This window comes from [Haemophilus] ducreyi, assembly GCF_900109315.1.
GTDB classification, from domain to species: Bacteria; Pseudomonadota; Gammaproteobacteria; order Enterobacterales; family Pasteurellaceae; genus Haemophilus_B; species Haemophilus_B ducreyi.
This window is the reverse complement of record NZ_FOJC01000013.1, coordinates 1-16,320: the sequence shown is the minus strand read 5'-3', so window position 1 is coordinate 16,320 and position 16,320 is coordinate 1. Positions and strand designations below refer to the sequence as shown.

Sequence of the window (16,320 nt, the reverse complement as noted above, 5' to 3'; positions counted from 1 at the left end):
TATCTTGCAGAACGTTTACCAAACGGGCAAGCTGGCGCATTTCGCTGGGTCGGTGATGTATCAGAGTTAAATGTCTCACTGACCGTCGAGGATTTTACCCATAAAGAATCATACTCGGGCAATCGCCAAGAAGTGCGCAAAATTATCACCGGCAAATCCGGCGAAGTTTCCGTTAAATTCCACGAGATGAGCAAAGAGAATTTGAGCTTAATGCTCTTAGGCGAAGCCAGCACAATCAAAGCGGGTAATGTGGCAAAAGAAGCATTGCCTGACGATATTAAAGTTGGTGATCGTATTGCGTGGGCACATCAAAATGTGAGCGATGTAAAAATTGCTGAATTAAAAGAAAACACGGATTTTGTTGTTGATGCGATTTTCGGGACGATTGAGTTTTTAAAAGAACAAAAAAGCAAGAAATTAACCGTTGCCTATAACTACGGTGATGTTGATGTGATTGCACTTTTAACCACCAATCCGAAAGACTTATTCCTGCGTTTCGAGGGAATCAACCTTGCTGAAGAGAATGAATGGAGCTTAGTTGAGTTGTACAAAATCAACTTCAACCCAACGGAAGCATTAAATTTAATCAACAACGAAAATGCGCTTGATGCGTTAAGTGCGAAAGCCAAAGTGTTAGCCGATACGACTAAAACGGGCGATAGCACGCTTGGTCGATTCGGGCGCGTTGTTAAAATTAAAAAATAACGCTTTTTCTGCCCCTAGTATTTAGGGGCTTTCTCTAGGTTTCAGTCATGCAAAAAGAAAAAGATGAATTAAATGTACTCTTCCCGCACCAAAAATTGACTATTGCCGGTGAAGAAATCGAAGTTAAAGAATACTCTTTAATCCAACAGTTACAACACCGAGCCTTGTTTATGCCGTTTGTGACGGATTTGCGCACTACGCTTTCACAAGCTGACACGCAATTCGGACTTGACCCATTGATGAGTTTGCTCGCAGAACATTATCAAGATGTTTTAACCATGGTGAGCTTATCTATCAATAAGCCGCTGGAATGGGTGCAAAACTTAACCGGCGAGAATGCGGAAACGGTATTGATGATGTGGTGGACGGTCAATAGTGATTTTTTTACCCGTCAGGCGCTGCAACCGATGTTAGAAAAAGCGGTACTGCAACAAGCGCAGAAGCAGAAATAAACTGGGCAGAGCTTATTGAACAATTGATTGCAAGCGGACATGATTTTAACCAAATTCAGTATTACACGGCACGCCAGATAACGCTGTTTTATCAGCAATCGATTTTGCGTGAGCGACGTTTAAGAGCTGCGCGCACGGTAGATGTAGCTTATGGGGTAAATGGTGGTAAAGAGGTGACCGGTTATCTAAACGATTTAACCTCGACATAGTGCGAGGTTAAATTTTAGGAGCAAATATTAAGCTTAATAAGAATGCAAAAGGCGATCTAAAAATTGCAATGATAAAAGCAATCAACGGATAAGTCAATGTGCCTAATCCGAGTGCTTGCCCGATGGTCGCTTGCCCGAAAAGCACGCACAACAAGCCGATAAGGCAGCATCAAAGCTTGGCAAAACCCGTGCTGGTGTTGAATCTATCAGTAAGCAATTAGCCGAATTAAAAAAACAAGCCATTGGCTTAACTTTGGGTAATGTGGCGATTGGCAATTTAGTGCAAACCAGTGACGAATTTAAAAGCCTTGAAGCACGCATTAAATTAGTTTCTCGCTCAAATCTTGAAGCTAAAGGCACTTTTCATGGCTTGATGACTGTAGCACAAGAAACGGGGACAGCATTTTCTGCTACGGCGGAGCTTTACACGCGCGTTTTTCGTTCATTAGGCGACTCGGCAAACTCGGCAGAAATCTTGCGCTTTACGAAAACCGTTTCACAGGCGATGACAGTCAGCGGTGCTGGTGCACAAGAAGCGCAAGCAGCAATCATTCAGTTATCACAAGGTATGGCAGCCGGTGCATTACGTGGCGAAGAATTTAACTCGGTGTCTGAACAAGCCCCGATTATTTTAGAACTCTTGCAAAAATCCCTCGGCAAAACCCGAGGCGAGTTGCGCAAAATGGCGGAAGAAGGTCAATTAACCACGCAAGTGATTATGACTGCCGTGGCTGAAGGTGCAGACAGTATTCAAAAACAATATGAGCAAATGCCATTGACGATTGGCAAAGCGGTCACGCAACTCTCTAACGCTTGGCTTGAATTTGTCGGCAATACCGATAAAACGCTGAGCGCATCTACCCTTGTTTCGACGGCGATTTCGACGTTGGCAAATCATCTCGAGGGTTTAGCCGGCATTGCCATTTTAGTCGGCACGGCATACACCGCGCGCTATTTATCAGCCATGTACACTAGCATTAGCTTAAAAAGTAAAGCAGTGATCGCGGAAAGTGCGCACATGGCAGCGATTAACGCTAGTGCAACGGCTTCTGTTCGTCAAGCACAAGCGACTGTAGTTTTAATGCAAGCGGTCAATGGCGAGACGGTATCGGTCGGGCGCGCAACAAAAGCCTATGGTGCGCTTGCTGTTGCCAAAGCCCGAGCTGCTGCCGTCAATGTAGGCTCGGGATTATTTGCGGCAATCGGCGGACCAGTTGGGCTGGCGATTACGGCTATTGCAGGGCTGAGTGCAGCGTATCTGTATTTAAAAAGCCAAGAGGAAGAAGTTGAACGTCAATTTGCCCAATCTCTCACTACGCTTGATGCCAATATTGAGAAAACTAACGCCTTAGTCGAAGCACGTACCAAATTGGGCGAAATGGGCGGTTTTAGTGATCGCCTTGAACAGCTCAAAGTTAATACGGCGTCATTAGATGAAGCGAAACAAAAACTTGAAGCACTCATTGCCGAGCGCGATAAATTGCTAAATCAAAGCCGTACTAGCGTCATGGGCGGATTAATTAATGCCGATGAAGTAAATGCGCTTAATGCGCAAATTGATGAGCTACAGCAAAAAATTGACTCAATGAGTACGGCTAGCAGCGAATTAGCCAATATTACGCAAACGCAATTAGCAGTGGCTTGGGACGCAGCCATCGAAGCCGGCGGTACATTAGCAGAAAAATTAACGGAAATTGGCGACCCGCAACATCCTGAAGCAGTGAAATTGCTCACAGAAGCAATCAAAGCAAGTGAAACCGAAGCCCTTGCGATGAAAACGGAAGTGGAAGAACTCACTCAAAAGCTCAAAAAAGATTTGAGCCAAGCCTCCACGACGGCAATCGAACGCTTAGAAGCGATGCGTACAAAATTTGAAGGCATTGCCGCACAAGCAGGGATGTCGGGCAATGCAGTGCAAGGTTTTATCAACAAAATCAATGAAGCCATTGGCTTGCAAACTCAACTTGAGCAAAAGCAAGCAGAGAAAAAAGGCGGCGATGAGCTAGAAAAACTGCGTACCCGCGCACGTCAATCGGGAATGAGTGAGCTTGAAAAGAACCTTGATAATGCACGTAACAATAGCAATTGGACGGATGAGCAGAAAAAAGAGGCAGAAGCACTCTATCAAACGATTGAAGCAAATCAGAAAAAACTGCGTGAACAGGCGGAAGCGGACAGAAAAGCAAAAGTGGAAGTGAATAAAGCGCAACGTAAAGCGGAAAGTGATGCGAAAAAAGCGGCACAAGATACAAAACGTACGGCAGAAGAAGCCACAAATAAGCTACGCGAACTCAATAGTGATTACTTGCGCTTAACCGGACAAACGGCAAAAGCGGATCTGCTTGATGTACAAAGTAAATACAACCAGTTACTCGCTTTATTTAGCAAAGCCAATAACCAAGACGGCATTAATTTGGTTAAGCAAATGTTACCGCTGGAAGAAGCCAAGGTTCAGTTAAATGGCATTGAGGCAGAAATTAACAAAGTGATGCAGGCACAAAGTGCCAAAGAACAGCAGATTCAAGCGCAAGTACAAACCGGGCTTATTTCACACTTTGAAGGACAGCAACGCTTAAAAGATATGTATGCGCAAACGGTAGCAGAAATTGAAAAACAATTACCGCTCCTGGAAAGATTAGCACAAATGCCCGGTGCGCAAGGCGAAGCAGCCGGCGCAATGCTTGAACAAATGAAAGTAAAAATTCAAGAGCTTAAACAGACAGGAAACGAACTTGAAAATGCGTTTAAACAGGGTTTAACACAAGGTATCCAAAGCGCATTGATGGGACTTGCTGAAGGCACAATGAGCTTGGGTGATGCGGTAAAACAATTAGCCCTGACCGTGATAAACAGCATGGCGCAGATTGCCGCACAACAACTGGCAATGCAAGCGACCAGTGCCATTAGTGGCTTTTTCGGCGGTGCGGGTGCAGCCGTGACGGCAGCCACCGGTGGTTTTATTTCCGGACCGGGAACAGGCACTTCGGACTCCATCCCGGCACGGTTATCCAATGGTGAGTTTGTGGTGCGTGCGGCAAGTGTGCAGAAATATGGCGTGGGCTTTTTACATGCAATTAATCGTGGTCATTTACGTAAATATGCCACCGGTGGATTGATCTCTGCACCATCAATGCCGTCATACAACGAGCTAACATTGACCCAAGAAATGCAAAACGGCACGGCAGGACAACAGGCGGTAGCAAGCCCTGTAACTATCCAACAAACGTTAGCGGTGGATAGTGCGGAATTATTCACGGCAGGCATTAATACGGTCGCGGGTGAACGTGCGGTAATGACCGTGATTAGGGCGAATAAACAGACATTAAAACAGGAGTTAGGCTAATGGCATACACAACAGGCACAGCAGAAAACGAGCGTGATTTATTAGACAAAATCAATAAGTTTCTAACACAAGATGAAACACTCAAGCGCGACGGACAAGCGTGGACAGTATTACTTGACCGTAAATTGACCGAAACCGCAACACAAAAAGAAATCCGTCAAATTGCGTGGAAATCAACCGGTACCGGCGTTGAACAAGATATTTATCTTGTGGCTTCAACCGATAACTTAATTTCAGCTGATACTTACAATCTTAACTTTTGGGGCGGCACGTTTTTCAATGAAAAAGCGGTTACGCCAGCTGAAATTGACAAAGGCTTAATTAATGCCTCCCCTGGCGTTGTTTTGTTTGCGGATAACCGTCCAATCGAATATCACATTGTCGCAAGTGGACGTTGTTGCAAAATTATCACACGCATTTCGCAAGTGTGTTCAAGTGCTTATCTCGGTTTTATTTTACCGACCGTGCCGCCGACAGAATACCCCTATCCGCTTTGTGTTGCCGGTAGCGCACCGATTGTGGATGAAAACAACCGTGCGGTACGAGTACGCTACTCACAAACAGGTGAATTGCATTCATCAATCATAGACGCTAAATATGGTAATTGTTGGCTTTTTACACCTGACCAAAGCTGGCGTGACTTTTACGGCAGCAGTTACAAAAACTTGCGTACCGATTCACGCAGACAATCGCTATTCCCGTTGTGTAATTATGAGCTTTTCAGTTCATATCAACAGCCACGCAGTATTGATTCAATGGGCGAAAGCCAAGGCGGTGCTTATCCATTGATACCTGTTGAATTTATCAGTCTCAAGGATTCTAGCCAAGGACGTAACCGTTGGGGCACATTTGATGGCGTGTATTGGATTCCGGGTATTCAGCGAGCAGCAGGCGATCAAGTCACTATTACTGAAGGACGAAAAGGGCTGGTGTTTAACGGTGGCTATCGTGTAGCAACCAAGGATTATTTTGTGATTGAGACAACAACGGAGTATTAAGCATGGCATATCAAACGGGTAACGCAAAAGACGTTAAGGAACTACTTAAAAAATTAAGTGAGTTTGCTCAAGGCTTAAAGTGGGTAGTAGATAAGTCGGAAGATAATTTGCTGTGCTTACACAACGAGCAAGGCTACTGGTCGCTTATGTTTAAGCCTGAAGTTAATCAGTTGTTTACTTATGTGAATACCGGCTTCGATACCAGTAAAAAAGGCCATGAACAGCCCGGTTCATCAAGAGCGCACGCTTATCGTGAAATCGACACGGCAACCTCTCAGTTAGAAAAAGGCAATTATGCGTCTTATGACTTTTTCGGCACGGCGCAATATTTACACGTTGTCGTGCAAATTGAAGCGGAAAAATTTCGGCATTTTGGCATTGGCACGTTAAACAAAGAAGGCACTTATACCGGCGGTCAATATACCTATGGCACTTATATCACAAAGAACTACGCGCATTATCAAAATAGCGACCACGCTTACGGCTTTTCTAACGGGGCGCGTGGCAATCAAGCGGTTGTCCGTGCCGACGGTATCAGTGGCGATAAACGGACACCTTGGTATTTCGCTCCCGTAAATGTTTCAGATTATAAAGATTTGAGTAATGCGGATAAAGGCAAATACCTGCTTACACTCGGCAGAGCGGCGATGACAACAGACGAAAATACTTATCATCCTGATGCCTTACTTGTCTATTACAGTCAATCTAAGTTCGGGCAATCGTTAATACCGTGTCCACACAGCTTAATTGCACATGGTATTGATGGTATTTTTCGCCGTTTAGGTATTCTTGCAGATCGCTATGAATGCACAATGGTTGTGTCTCTCGCCCCGTCAAATTCTGACCATCAATAGCGAGAAATGGATGATTATTCCGAGTGCGCAATATGACGTGCGTAATGAAAGTTATATTGAAAAAGGGAAAAACAACTCAGGGATTCAAGGCGTGGCTTATCGGATGGTTGAATAATGGCAAATATCAATGGCTATATTGTAACAAGTGGTAAAAGCCTCGCGTCTAAAGATACCGCCTATTTAGACCGCTTGCCGATTTATCGTGGCAAAGCACGTATTGCTGCAAGCCTTATGCCGACAATGTCAGGCAAACTCCGGCAAGGCAAGTTATTAGATTTAGCTCAGTCGTTACAGGCTTATATTGCGCCGAACTACTACAGCGATTTATACAGCCGTGTGCTTGTGATTCCGCATACAGTTAATCTAGGCTCAATTTCAACTGAACAAGTGTTTGATGTGCACTTGTGGAATGCGAACCGACACACGGTCAATTTAACCAAGGTAGATATACAAGATGGCGAAGGCATTACGCTAACCGGCAATCAAACACCACTCACGCTACGCGCACTGGCACTTAAGAAGTGGACGGTTAAAGTCAGTATGAACGGTCCGGCGGAAATTGATTGCACAGTAACTTTTACGATTGCGGGCAAAAATCCGGTTACGTTGCGCATTATTGGCTCGCGCTCTACCGACTGGGAATTTTTCCCCGATTGGTCTGAAGACGTGACTGAAAAACTAGAGTTTTTAACGACCGTGCATCAATCAATTACCGGAGCGGAACAGCGTATTGCAAAACGTTTATCACCCCGTCGAACCTTTGAATTTAAAGTCTCTACCGTTGGAACAGAACGTCAGCGTTTAGAAAATATGCTCTATGCTTACGGCGCAAGAGTGTGGGCGTTGCCGATTTTCACGCATCGAGTTTATTTGGCTAAGCCAACCAAACAAGGCGATAGAACCCTTTCACTCGCCACAACAGGCTTTGACTTTTATGTCGGAGGACGTGCGGTTTTGATGAACGGGAACAAACGTGAAATGGTGGATATTACTGGCATTGAGCCTGATAAGCTTGAAATAAAGCGCCCGTTATTGCATCGCTTTGATACTCACACACAGATCTATCCGTTGCGCTCCGCCGTGCTGACCGATATGCCACAACTTACTCGTTTAAGTGATGGCGTGGCAACCGCACAAATTCGCCTGCAAATTCACGAGCACAATGGCTATGCTGCCGATATTCGTCACTTGCCGACTTATCGTGGGCATCCCGTGTTAGAGCCAACCAGCGAATGGTCAGAAGATATTACCGCACAATACTTGCGTTTGATTAAACAACTGGATAACGACACCGCCTTACCACATTACTTAGATACGGCGAAAAATGCGTTTCAGCTCACAAACCATCGTTTCTTGTTAAATGGGATTGACGCACAACACCAACTGCGCCAACTGTTTTACTACTTACGTGGCAGACAAAAAGCGATTTGGGTAGCAAGTTCGACATCAGATTTAACACTAGCAAACGATATTGTCGGCAAAAATCTCGATATTGAGCTGGTTTATTACACGACTTGCTTATTGAAACAGGCGGGACGGCAAGACATTCGCATTGAGTGTACCGACGGCAGCGTGCATTACCGCCGGATTTTAGCCGCAACGGTAAGCAACAACCAAACCGAACGGCTTGCACTGGATGGTGAAGTGTTAAATTTAAAGCGTGAACAAGTGGCTAAGATTTCTTTTCTGACACTCTCACGCTTAGAGAGCGACACGATTGACTGGAAGCACCACACTGATACGGTGGCAAGTGTGATGGTTAGCTTCCGAGGCTTACATGATGAACTCGAAGTTTAATGATTTAAACGACATTTAAACGATATTTAAAAAGGATTTAAAACGTGAATTATTTAGATAAAACCCATTCTGTTGCCGATGGTCAGCCCGTTACGCTTTATCAATTTACCCGCGGCGATGATGAAAAGATTTGGCGTTTTTGTGATGCTGACCAAGACATTGTCGTAAACAATGAAAAATGGCTGGCAACCGCAATCAGTGATAGCGGTCGTCGCACGGGCGAGAATATCAATATTGTGCTACCGAGCAATAACCCTGTGGCATTGCTGTATCGTGGTATGCCACCGAGCCAAACCGTTAAGGTGATGATTATGCGCTTGCATTATCAAGAACAAGAATTACGGGTAGTTTGGATTGGTACGATTATTGAAGCAAAACGCCCTGATGTACATAAGACGGAATTAGTTTCTGCGGGGCTATCTTCCACAATGCAAAGTGCGGGCTTGCGCTTAACTTGGGGACGTAACTTCCCTTATACGCTCTACGATTACGATTGCAGAGTTAATCCGAAAAATTTTGCGGTTGCAGGTTTGGTGATTAAAGCGTTAAACGGGACAACACTCACCGTAGATGTGCCTGAAAATTTACCTGAAGGCTGGTTTAACACCAGCTTTATTGAGTGGACGGATAGTGACGGCGTGCGCGAAGTACGGGCGGTAACGGTACATAAAAATAACCAAATTACCCTAATGGGTGGTACACAAAAGCTGTCTGTTGGCACAACGATTAAGGTGTACCCCGGCTGTGACGGACGGGCAACTACTTGCCTAAAAAATTTAACAATATGCTGAATTTCGGTGGTATTCCGCACATGCCGAATAAATCGCCTTATGATGGGTCACGGGTATTTTAATTTAAAAGGAGAACGTTATGTTTGCAGCCATTGGTTGGGCGGTCGTTAAATATGTTGCAGTGCTTGCGGTCAGTTATTTATTAAATCAAGCGCTTGCGCCAAAACAACGTAGCGGACAAGGACCGGAAGCGGTTTCAAGCGACGAATGGAATTTCCCGCAAGCGAATGAAGGGACACCACAATGTGTGTTTTTCGGCGATTGCTGGACAGAAGATTGGCAAGTATTAGCGCACGGTAACTATCGTACCACTGAAATTAAAAAAGGATAAGTAAATGGTCATCACGATACAAGATATGCGCCGTGTGCATTTTTGCGCGGCAGGTGTACAAGCGTTCTTTGAGCGCGAGGGGTGGGATTTCAACGACTTTTTGCAAAATGGAATTGATTCTGAAAAATTCTTAGCCACCGGTAGCGTGTTTGCACGCAAATGCGTGACTGCCGCAAAACAAGCACAACAAACGAAAGGGGAAAAATAATGGGTGGCAAACGCAAAGGCGGTGCGGTAACGGTCGGTTATCGTTACTACTGGGATATTCATTCGGGGCTGGGACGCGGACCGGTAGATGAGATTGTGGAGTTACGCATTGATGATAAATCGGCGTATGTCGGTAAGCCAGGAGAGCTAACGCATTCACAAGCGACTTATATTGACAAGCCAAACTTGTTCGGGGGTGAAAACACTGGTGGCGAAGGCGGTATTCAAGGGCGGTTAGAGATTCTCATGGGTGAGCCTGACCAAAAACCAACGCAAATGCTAGTTAATCTGTTAAAGGGCAATCAAAACCCTGCTCCTGCCCAACCGAATAACTCCCGCTTACGTAAGGCAGGACAACGCAAAAAACAGCAAGCTCAGCAAGACTTTTTCTCTGCTGGCAATGTGACTGAAAGCAATCTTGCAAAAGATGATTTGATTCCCGGCTTCCGCAGTATTGTTTCCACGGTGTTTAGCGGGCTGATTAGTTGTTATAACGCGTACCCGAAAAAACATAGTTACCGTGTGCGACGGGCATTAAAAGGCTGGTTTAACGGTACGGTGTGGTATCCGGAAAAATGCAAAATTATGTTACGCAACGACACGTTAAAAATGTCAGGACTGACAAAAGAGCAAGAAGAAAATGCGCGTCAAATTCATGCTATGAACCCTGCGCATATCCTTGTTGAGTGTGCCACCAATAAAAGCTGGGGTGGCAAAAAGGACTTAAGTGATCTTGATTTAGACAGCTACAAAAAAGCTGCAGACACGCTCTATGAAGAAGGCTTCGGATTGTGCTTACGCTACAATCGCCAAGGCTCGATTAAAGAGTTTATGCAACAGGTTATCGACCATATTGGCGCGGTGCAATACGACAACGTGGAAACAGGTAAGCAAGCCATTCGTTTATTGCGTAACGATTATAACCCCGACGATTTGTCCACATTTCACTATGATAATGGGATTTTGATGGTGCAAGATGATGACAGCTCGGCAACCGATACAACAGCCAATCAAATTATCGTGAAATGGCGCGACCCGGTGACAAACCGTGAAGACCAAGCCATTGCGAATAATATTGCGTCTGTGCAAATGCACGGTGTTATCGCAAAAACCGTTGAATATAAAGGCGTGCCGACTTTTGATTTAGCCGCTCACCTTGCACAACGTGATTTAGAGATGGTCGCCAGCAGTTTAACATGAAGATTGTGTTTGATATGCGTGCCAGCGAATTGAAACACGGCGATGTGTTTAAAGTACATTTACCGGAACGTGGAATTGAAAGTGCGGTTTTTCGTGTCGGTGCTATTGAAAATGGTAATGAAAGCGAGCTTATAGTGACTTGTATGCAAGATGTGTTCGGTTTACCGGCTGCAAATTACTCAACACAAAAAAGCGAGTCGCTTTATGTGCCGCCGGATTACACCGCCAAGCCGATTAATGAGGCGCGATTACTTGAGGTACCGTATCACGTGTTACCACTGGTGTTAAGTGAAGCGGAGTTTGCATTTGTTAAACCGACCGATTGTTTTGTGTGGAGCTTGGCAACTCAACCGAGCGCACTGTCGGTCGGTTATGAGATGTTAGTTGATGCGGGTGCCGGTTATACGCAAACGACGACCGGCTCATTTACACCGTATATCAAACTCGAAGAGCCTGCGACAGCGTACCAAACCACGTTTAAATTTAAGTTAGAGGGCGATTACGCAGCGTTACAGTACGCCGAAGCGGTTATGATTGACGATGAGATCATCAGAATTGATGCTGTGGATTTTAAAACTGGCACAATGACCGTAGGGCGCGGTTGTGCGGACACGATACCACAGGCGCATAAAGCTAACACTATTGTATGGTGCTATCTGCTTGCCGCCGGCACGGATGAAACAAAGTATACGGTAAACGAAATGCTCAAAGCCAAGTTATTAACCCGTACACAGATTGAAACGCTCTCTGAAGATGCAGCTAGTGTATTAACACTAACCACACAGCAACGACAAGCGCGCCCTTACCCACCGGCAAATGTAAAAATAGACGGTGCATTTGTCGATAAGATTGCAGACAGTTCAGCGTTTACGCTTACATGGGCGCATCGAGATAGAGATATTCAAGCAGACCAACTTATTGCGCATACGGATGACAGTACTGCACTTGGGAAAGGTGTTAGCTATAAAATTGATTTAATGGATGGCGATAACATAGTGCGGTCAATTACAACGAATGGGACAGAATTTGTTTATCCGGATGAAGGCAAAACAGAAGGAGAACAATTTAGCAAACTGGCGTTCTACGCAGTAAAAGATAAGCTGACAAGCCTGTATCGCTATGAATTTAAAGTGTAGGAGCTTGAATAGATTGATGTAGAGCAATCAATCTTTTAGGGTTTTTCTTTTAATATAAAAAACGGCGACATAAAATATGCTGAACCCATACTTTATGTCAGCTACGCAAAACAGACTTGCATATAGCCATACGCCGCCTACCTGATCAGGCAGGCGGAATTCTACCACTAAAACTACGAAAATTGGAAGGTATATGCAAAACTTAACAGAAATTCGTTGTAAATGTTGTAACAAACTCTTAGCAAGAGGAAAAAATATACAATATTTGGAGATTAAATGTGTACGTTGTAAAACGCTAAATCACATTTAATCAATTTGAGTATCCGAGTGCCAAGCGCGCCAGAATGCCATAACACATAGGAGTTATGGTGAAAAAAATTATTATTTGGGCTTTATTTGATAGTGGCAACGGTTGCTACACCAAAGCGGCTCAATTCTTTCCGAATATCGAAATCTATCCCATTGGTATCGACATTGAACAAGCAAACGACTATTTTATCCCCTTAAATTTAGCCGATTATTGGCGTGTTTTTGTCGATAAAACGTTATTCAATGTGTTAGATACCCTACCTCAACCTGATGTCATTTTAGCCAGCCCCCCTTGTGAAAGTTTTAGTGTTGCCAGTGCAATGTGGGGCGGTAATGCTTGCTGGAAAAGAGAAAACCCGAAAGGCTCAAGATTTGTTATCCGTCATTATAGCGATTATGAAGTGCCTCAAGTGCCACGTAAATGCTATAAATATGAGCGTTTGTTCTTTAATCGAATTAATGGGGAGTTATGCATTTATAATACCATCTCGATTATCCAGCATTACCAACCCAAAGTCTTTATCATAGAGAACCCGTTAGCGAGTCGTATGTGGGATTACATAAAGGATGTGATAGGTTTCTCCATTCCTTTCGATAATCCGACTTACTATGGCAACTACAACTATCCGATTAAAAAGCCGACAAAGTTTAAAAGCAATATTGATTTAGGCTTAAAGTATGAAAACTACTATTCGGGCGTTCGTATGAATGATGTATGCAAAACCTATAATGCAAGATCAAACATTCCTGCTAGCCTTATAGACAGTATTTATCATCGTGTCATTGCTTATTTGGAGACTAATAATGCCTAAATACACACAAGCGCCCTTACCATTTACGGGGCAAAAACGGATGTTTTTAAAACATTTTGAAGCGGTATTAAATAAAAATATTGAAGGAAATGGCGAAGGTTGGACTATTATAGATGTGTTCGGCGGAAGCGGTTTACTTAGTGAAACTGCAAAGCGTACAAAACCCTTGGCAAGAGTGATTTACAATGACTTTGACGGATACAGCAACAGACTGAAGCACATAAAAGACATTAATAAATTACGCCAACAAATATATCAAGTTGTTGATGGAATTATACCAAAAAACAAACGATTAAGCAAGGCATTAAAAGAAGAAATTATTAATAAAATCAAAGGGTTTAATGGTTTTGTTGACCTTGCGAGCTTGTCATCGTGGTTATTATTTTCGGGTAATCAAGTTTCGACATTGGATGAGCTGTATAAGCACGATTTTTGGCATTGTGTACGCAAGTCTGACTATCCCGAAGCGGAGGGCTATCTTGATGGGGTTGAAATTATTTGCGAATCATTTCATCAGCTATTGCCGCGCTTTCAACACAAAGAGAAGGTATTATTAGTATTAGACCCTCCGTACTTATGTACGTACCAAGAGAGTTACAAACAAGCACGCTATTTTGACTTAATTGACTTTCTAAGGCTGATTCATTTAACCAAGCCACCGTATATTTTCTTCAGCTCGACCAAGTCGGAGTTCATTCGCTTTATTGAGTATTTAATCGAAAGTAAATCAGACAATTGGACTGCTTTTGAAAATTATCAGCGCATAACGTTGCAAACATCGGCAAGTTATAATGGCAAATACGAAGATAATTTAGTGTATAAGTTTTGACGGTTTGTTATGTTAAATAGGAAAACAGTGTGGTAATTTTTTGCAAAATGAGGAGGGAAAATATAGGAAAGTGGAAAATTTAAATAACGTTTAAACGCTAATTAAATCACTAAAAAAGCGAAAAAATAGCTAAAATTATTTTTCGCTTTTTTTATGATTGTTTTTCGCAGTTTTTGCAACTCGCAACACTGATAAAGTAATGCCTTTCTGTGTTGCTTGGCTAGTGACTTCTGCCATTAATTTATCCATTTCGGGTGCAATGTGGTTGGCAGGGCGGTCAAGCATCGGTAGAGCGCCGGCTAATACACGTGTTTGTAATGTTTTATTAACGGCTGCTGGCGTTTTGCCATATTCACCTTTTAGAATACCCGCGGTTTCTTTTGCAATGGTTTTATAACGTTCTCCTATCAACACATTCATTACCGCTTGTGTGCCGACAATTTGTGAAGTTGGCGTTACTAATGGAATAAAGCCGAGATCTTCACGTACTTTAGGTATTTCTTGTAGTACTAAGTCTAGTTTATCTGTAGCATTTTGCTGTTTCAGTTGGCTTTCTAAATTAGTTAACATTCCGCCCGGTACTTGTGCAACAAGAATACGGCTATCAATACCACGCAATTGTCCTTCAAATTTTGCGTATTTTTTACGCACCTGACGGAAATAAGCGGCGATTTTCTCAAGTTGATGGATATTTAATCCTGTGTCATAAGCTGTACCTTGTAAAGTTGCAACCATAGATTCAGTTGCCGGATGGCCATATGTGCGAGACATCGACGAAATAGACGTGTCTATGCCATCTATACCCGCTTCAATCGCTTTTAATAATGCCATTTCTGCCATACCCGTGGTTGAGTGACAATGTAAATGCAGCTCAACTTCATAGCGTTTTTTGATTTCACTGACTAATTCATAAGCAGCCATTGGCGTTAAAATACCGGACATATCTTTGATAACGAGAGAATCAATACCAATCTCTAATAATTGCTCAGTAATATCTAACCATGTTTGTAATGTATGCACAGAACTTGTGGTGTAGCTTAACGTCCCTTGAGCATGATCACCATGTTTTTTAACTGCTTGTAATGCGGCTTGCATATTACGTGGATCATTTAGTGCATCGAAAATGCGGAAGATATCCATACCATTCGCAATGCAACGATCCACAAAGCGATCAACTACGTCATCCGCATAATGGCGATAGCCCAATAAATTTTGACCACGTAATAACATTTGTAATGGGGTATTTGGAATCGCTTTTTTTAATTCGCGTAAACGTACCCAAGGATCTTCACCTAAAAAACGAATACAACTATCAAAAGTTGCACCGCCCCAAGCTTCTAATGACCAATAACCGACTTTATCTAATTCTGTTGCAATTGGAAGCATATCGTCTAAACGTAAACGTGTTGCAAATAAAGATTGATGAGCATCACGTAAAACAACATCTGTTATAGCAATTTTTTTATTTTGAATAGCCATGATAAATCCTTAGTTTGAACGCTGTTGACGGCGATGATGTGCAATTGCAGCTACAATTACCGGACGTAAGCGTTCTAAATCAGTGGGTGGAATAACAGCTGGAATAGGTTGCGCTGGTGGGGTCGGTGTCGGATCAGGAAAATATTTATTAATTAGCCGAGAAATAACACTAATTGCATAAATTAGAATGATTAGAAAAAACATCACAAAGCCCATTCCCGCTATCATGAGATTTATACCTTCACCAAAAAGTTCTGCATTTGTCATAACTATACCTAACCTATTATCTGTCTTTTTACCTATTATTATACCACGAAAGATAGGCAACTTATTATGGCTCTACAAATCATTTCATTCGGAAATGCTGATTAGTTCACAGTTTTCTAATTCACTGAATAACAAGCGATCAATTATTTAAACATTTGCACTTTCTAAAATGAAATAAACCGCTTATCTTATTGCAAAAATCTATCATACAGGTTTTTCAACTAACTCATACCTCTAGAACAAAATCACCAACGTACTTCCTGCGCTCGTTTAATCAACATTTTTTGCTAGCAAAAGCAGCAAAATGGCGTAAGTTTATGCACGCAATCAATTTTTTTAATTTTTCTCAAAAAAAAGTATTTGCAAAAAGGGAAAGATATCCTATAATGGGCGACACACAACGACGCACCGTTGTGAGCTGTTAAGCTAGATTGAGCGGTGCGTCGTTTTATTTTGCTCTTTAACAACGAATCAGACAATCTGTGTGGGCACTTGTTGATTGACTTAATTTTATATGTTTTATAAAAACTTGAAGTCTTAATAAGTGCTTAAACTAGAAATTCATATTAATTTAATTCCTTTTGTTTTACTTTCAAGTGAA

The 16,320-nt window shown here is 42.9% G+C and carries 13 protein-coding genes and 3 pseudogenes; 14 read left to right on the top strand and 2 right to left on the bottom strand.

Annotated elements, in window-relative coordinates; translation table 11 throughout:
* The 14 genes and pseudogenes from BMX01_RS07715 to BMX01_RS07650 all read left to right on the top strand — a co-directional run.
* Nucleotides 1–705, top strand: a 705-nt coding sequence (locus tag BMX01_RS07715) for a phage tail tube protein (protein WP_074648007.1), incomplete at its 5' end; no start/stop codon positions are given.
* Between the two features lie 47 nt (nucleotides 706–752).
* Complete coding sequence (locus tag BMX01_RS07710; RefSeq protein WP_064082117.1) at nucleotides 753–1,157, top strand: DUF6631 family protein; 405 nt, start codon at nucleotides 753–755, stop codon at nucleotides 1,155–1,157.
* A gap of 23 nt (nucleotides 1,158–1,180) precedes the next feature.
* Nucleotides 1,181–1,366 (top strand): hypothetical protein, encoded by a 186-nt coding sequence (locus tag BMX01_RS07705; RefSeq protein ID WP_126497614.1) that lies wholly within the window; start codon nucleotides 1,181–1,183, stop codon nucleotides 1,364–1,366.
* 115 nt (nucleotides 1,367–1,481) lie between these two features.
* A complete protein-coding gene (locus BMX01_RS07700) occupies nucleotides 1,482–4,709 on the top strand; it encodes a tape measure protein (protein ID WP_234946419.1) in 3,228 nt (1,075 codons plus the stop codon).
* A complete protein-coding gene (locus BMX01_RS07695; RefSeq protein WP_064083346.1) occupies nucleotides 4,709–5,707 on the top strand; it encodes a hypothetical protein in 999 nt (332 codons plus the stop codon). Before BMX01_RS07700 ends, BMX01_RS07695 begins: the two co-directional genes overlap by 1 nt.
* 2 nt (nucleotides 5,708–5,709) lie before the next feature.
* A pseudogene (locus tag BMX01_RS07690) lies at nucleotides 5,710–6,676 on the top strand (hypothetical protein).
* A complete protein-coding gene (locus tag BMX01_RS07685; protein ID WP_064082114.1) occupies nucleotides 6,676–8,358 on the top strand; it encodes a hypothetical protein in 1,683 nt (560 codons plus the stop codon). The pseudogene BMX01_RS07690 and the gene BMX01_RS07685 overlap by 1 nt, the downstream one beginning before the upstream one ends.
* 44 nt (nucleotides 8,359–8,402) lie before the next feature.
* Nucleotides 8,403–9,211 (top strand): annotated as a pseudogene (locus tag BMX01_RS07680) (phage BR0599 family protein).
* A 17-nt stretch (nucleotides 9,212–9,228) separates the two neighbouring features.
* Nucleotides 9,229–9,480, top strand: a complete 252-nt coding sequence (locus BMX01_RS07675) for a hypothetical protein (RefSeq protein WP_064082113.1) — start codon at nucleotides 9,229–9,231, stop codon at nucleotides 9,478–9,480.
* A gap of 4 nt (nucleotides 9,481–9,484) precedes the next feature.
* A complete protein-coding gene (locus BMX01_RS07670; RefSeq protein WP_064082112.1) occupies nucleotides 9,485–9,688 on the top strand; it encodes a hypothetical protein in 204 nt (67 codons plus the stop codon).
* Nucleotides 9,688–12,020, top strand: a pseudogene (locus tag BMX01_RS07665) (phage tail protein); the annotation flags it as partial. The gene BMX01_RS07670 and the pseudogene BMX01_RS07665, both read left to right, overlap by 1 nt.
* A 196-nt stretch (nucleotides 12,021–12,216) precedes the next feature.
* Entirely contained in the window at nucleotides 12,217–12,333 is a 117-nt protein-coding gene (locus BMX01_RS08020; protein WP_074648031.1) for a Com family DNA-binding transcriptional regulator, read from the top strand.
* Between the two features lie 55 nt (nucleotides 12,334–12,388).
* Nucleotides 12,389–13,144, top strand: a complete 756-nt coding sequence (locus BMX01_RS07655; protein ID WP_197719028.1) for a class I SAM-dependent methyltransferase — start codon at nucleotides 12,389–12,391, stop codon at nucleotides 13,142–13,144.
* A complete protein-coding gene (locus BMX01_RS07650) occupies nucleotides 13,137–13,973 on the top strand; it encodes a hypothetical protein (protein WP_126497616.1) in 837 nt (278 codons plus the stop codon). Before BMX01_RS07655 ends, BMX01_RS07650 begins: the two co-directional genes overlap by 8 nt.
* Nucleotides 13,974–14,108: 135 nt before the next feature.
* Here BMX01_RS07650 and oadA read toward each other — a convergent pair whose 3' ends face one another.
* A complete protein-coding gene (gene oadA, locus BMX01_RS07645) occupies nucleotides 14,109–15,452 on the bottom strand; it encodes a sodium-extruding oxaloacetate decarboxylase subunit alpha (RefSeq protein ID WP_257722000.1) in 1,344 nt (447 codons plus the stop codon).
* Between the two features lie 9 nt (nucleotides 15,453–15,461).
* Nucleotides 15,462–15,719 carry an oxaloacetate decarboxylase subunit gamma gene (locus tag BMX01_RS07640; protein WP_064082111.1) on the bottom strand — a complete coding sequence of 86 codons (258 nt, stop codon included), beginning with the start codon at nucleotides 15,717–15,719 and terminating at the stop codon, nucleotides 15,462–15,464.
* Nucleotides 15,720–16,320 lie beyond the last annotated feature (601 nt).